Genomic DNA, 3279 nt, shown 5'->3' with positions numbered 1-3279 from the left:
TGGTCAATCTGGCGCAGACGCCACCAGGCAACAGCCCGACACAGCCACTACCGACGACGATCCGTCGACGAACCCGCTGGATAGATCACGAAACCGCACTGGAGTACTACCTGCCCGACGGCAAGATCAAGGCGGTGGTCGTGCACCACACCGCCGAGTCCAACTCCTACACCTGCGACCAGGCCCCGGCGGTGGTGCGCGGCATCTACGCGTACCACGTCAAAACGCTGGGCTGGAAGGACATCGGCTACAACTTCCTGGTCGACAAGTGCGGAAAGATCTACGAGGGCCGCAAGGGCGGTATGGACCGCCCGGTGATGGGCGCGCACGCCTACGGCTTCAACTCCGAGACCACCGGCATCTCGATCCTGGGCACCTACACCGACACCGCCGCCTCCACCGCCGCGCTGACCTCGGTGGCCCGGATCGCCGCCTGGAAGCTGGGCCAGTACGGCGTCGCCCCGTCCGCCACCGTCACCCTCACCGCCGGTGACTCCGGCCGCAACTACGCGGGAAAGACCTGGGCCAAGGGCGCCAGGCTGTCCTTCCCCGCGATCCACGGCCACCGCGACGGCTACAACACCCAGTGCCCCGGCGACCGGCTCCAGGGCCAGCTGCCCACCCTCCGCACCTACGCCGCCGGGCCCCCCACCGGCTTGACCCTCACCTCCGTCACCGGCGCCGGAAAGGCGGGCACCACCTACTACACCAGGGCCGCCGTCACCGTGGGTTGGAAGGCGAGCACCCCCGCCACCCTGCTCACCCGGTACGAGCTGCTGGTGGACGGCAAGGTCGCCGCCACCGCCGCGAACACCGCCGGCTCGGCCAAGGCGACTCTGGCCGCGGGCACCCACACCGTCGCCGTCCGCGCCATCCACGTCTCCGGCAAGTCCGCCACCAGCGCGGCCGCCACCGTGGTCGCCGAGACCACCGCGCCCGCCTTCACCACCAAACCGAACCTCACCCTGCGCACCGGCACGGTCAACACCGGCGCCGTCCCCCTCACCCTGCGCTGGAAGGCGTCCGACAACGCCGCGCTGAAGGAGGTGAAGCTGACCAAGCCGGTGGCCAGGACCTACGGGCCGACCACCACCAGCGCCTCCCACACCGCCAGGTCCGGCACCGCCACCGCCTGGTCGCTGACCGCCCGCGACCAGGCCGGCAACGCCGCCACCGCCTCGGTGACCGGCACCCCGGTGATCCTCCAGGAGTCCTCGGCGAAGAAGTCCGGCACCTGGAGCACCAAGTCCTCCAGCAGCTACCTGGGCGGGAAGTCCTACTCCAGCTCCGCCAAGAACGCCTCGCTGACCTGGACCTTCACCGGACGCTCGGTCGCCTGGGTGGTCTCCCGCGCCTCCTCCTCCGGTCAGGCGTACGTCTACGTCGACGGCGTCAAGGTCAAGACGGTGGACCTGAAGTCGGCCACCACCAAGTACCGCCAGGCGATCTGGACCAAGTCCTGGGCGAGCAGCGGCAAGCACACGGTGAAGATCGTGGTCGTCGGCACCAAGGGCCGGCCCACCATCACCACCGACGGCCTCGCCTACCTCAAGTAGGCGAGCTGGCAACAGGGACGACACGGGGCCGGTGCCCTCCGCCGATACGGGAGGGCACCGGCCTCCGCCCGTGGACACCGCCGACCGGACCGTACGCAGCCGAAGGGAGCGCAGATCGAATCGTAAGTCGGCTGATCTGCCGGTGTCCGGGGTGTGACCGGGTTCAGCGCCGCCTCTGACGGGGTTCAGGGGCGGCGGGTGAAGGAGTGCAGCCGGTCGGCCTCGGTGTGAAACCGGCCCGGTCATACAGTCGGTTGGCGGCGCACCGGTCGCGCTCTTCGTCGCCGGGCGGGGCGTCGTCGTAGAGGATCACCTGATCGGCGCCGAGCCCGGCAGTGGGGTGCCGGGGGTACGGGAGCCGGTGCCGGTGGAGGACATCCCCCGGGATACGGTGGTGGCGTTGCGGTCGGCCGCGCTGTCTGGTCCGGACTTGGTGACCGCGTCGATCGCGTACCGGGGGATGCGGGACACCCTCCGCCTGTTCACGTCCCGACTGGTCGACCAGGCGCTGGTACGGGCGTCCCGGGACAGCCCCGGGGCGGTGGCCCCCCGGTGACCGCCCGGCGGCTGAGCCGGTCAGCGTTTGACGCGGCTGCGGACGGCCAGGACCGCCAGACCGAGGAGGACGGGCTCGACCAGCCGGGAAGCCATCTCGGTGTAGGTGCCGGTGGTGGTCAGGTTCTGGCCGGAGGAGCGGAACACCACCGAGTTGATCACCGTCCGCAGGGCCTTCTCGAACCGTTCGGTAGTGACGCGTTCGGCCAGTGGTCCGGTGGGGTTGGCCGGGCTGAGGGTGTCGGTGGTCATGGTGATGCTGCGCCCGGTGAGTGTGCCGATGCTGGTCGCCTTCGGATCGTCTTGCGGTAGACCCCACAGCACCATCACCGCGATCGTGGCGGCCATCGCCGCCCCCAGCCAGGCCAGTGCGCGGGAGGCGCGCAGCCCATACCCGGAGACGGCCCAGTAGGCGGTCAGCAGGGCTCGCTCGGCCAGGGAGGTGTTGTCGGTGTCGTGGCGGCGCATCTCGCACTCGCCCTAGTAGAAGTGGGCCGCTCCGGGCTCGTTCTTGCCGTCTTCCAGGGACTTGCGCAGTTGCCGGTACAGCGCGGCTACTGCCGCCGGCCGCAGCTCGGGGGCGTCCTCGGGTGGGGGCGCCCAGCCTCGGGCGGTGGCCCGGTCGGGGTGGCGGGCGGTGCGGACCCGCCAGTGGTGCTCCTCGGCCAGGGTGTCGCGGCGGCTCCATCGCCAGGGGAAGCGCCGGTCCCAGCCGGTGGGGGCGAGGGCGAAGGTGCACCAGCCGTCGACCTTCAACTGGTCGAGGTGGACGGCGCCGGCGAACCAGCACCCGCTCAGGTCGACATCGTGCAGGGCCAGGTGAGCGGCGTCCACCCCGCCCAGCGAGATCAGGCGCACGCTGGCGTCTTGGCCGGACAGCTCGGCCTCCGCCAGCGGATCGTCCGAGTAGACGGCAGAGAAGAGGGTGGGGCGGGCGGTGACCACCACTGGGTATTCCAGGACCACGTCCCTCAGGTCCAGCTCGGCGTAGCGCAGGTACACGGTGGCGGTCGATGCCCACCGGGTGCGCGCGCAGCTCACCCGGCGAGCAGCGATCCTCAGCTTGGCGTTTAACCTCTGAGCCGTTTCAAGCGGGCATGTTCGGTGAGGGTCTCGATACGTTTCACGGTTTTCCCGGGCTCGTATCGTCGGGCTGACCTGCGGTTTC

General features: G+C 70.4%; 4 protein-coding genes. 1 reads left to right on the top strand and 3 read right to left on the bottom strand.

Annotated features, from left to right (window positions below; all coding sequences use genetic code 11):
* Positions 1–1556: peptidoglycan recognition protein family protein (locus tag AC2CJA_RS25520; RefSeq protein WP_484605031.1), on the top strand; the 1556-nt coding region annotated here is incomplete at its 5' end.
* A 309-nt stretch (positions 1557–1865) separates the two neighbouring features.
* Here AC2CJA_RS25520 and AC2CJA_RS25515 read toward each other — a convergent pair.
* The 3 genes from AC2CJA_RS25515 to AC2CJA_RS25505 all read right to left on the bottom strand — a co-directional run bounded on the left by AC2CJA_RS25515 (position 1866) and on the right by AC2CJA_RS25505 (position 3152).
* Positions 1866–2027, bottom strand: coding sequence for a hypothetical protein (locus AC2CJA_RS25515; protein WP_484605030.1), 162 nt, complete (start codon positions 2025–2027; stop codon positions 1866–1868).
* Between the two features lie 105 nt (positions 2028–2132).
* On the bottom strand, positions 2133–2579 hold the full coding sequence (locus AC2CJA_RS25510; protein ID WP_484605029.1) for a hypothetical protein: 447 nt from the start codon (positions 2577–2579) through the stop codon (positions 2133–2135).
* Between the two features lie 12 nt (positions 2580–2591).
* Positions 2592–3152: a hypothetical protein gene (locus AC2CJA_RS25505; RefSeq protein ID WP_484605028.1), complete on the bottom strand. Its 561-nt coding sequence runs from the start codon at positions 3150–3152 to the stop codon at positions 2592–2594.
* Positions 3153–3279 lie beyond the last annotated feature (127 nt).

Source organism: Streptomyces sp. ATLC9, assembly GCF_057196705.1.
Note: the sequence above shows the minus strand (reverse complement) of the source record. Positions and strands in the feature narration are given on the sequence as shown.

Coding starts and splice junctions, on each gene's coding strand:
- AC2CJA_RS25510 (WP_484605029.1), bottom strand. CDS start 2,579: ATGCGCCGCCACGACACCGACAACACCTCCCTGGCCGAGCGAGCCCTG.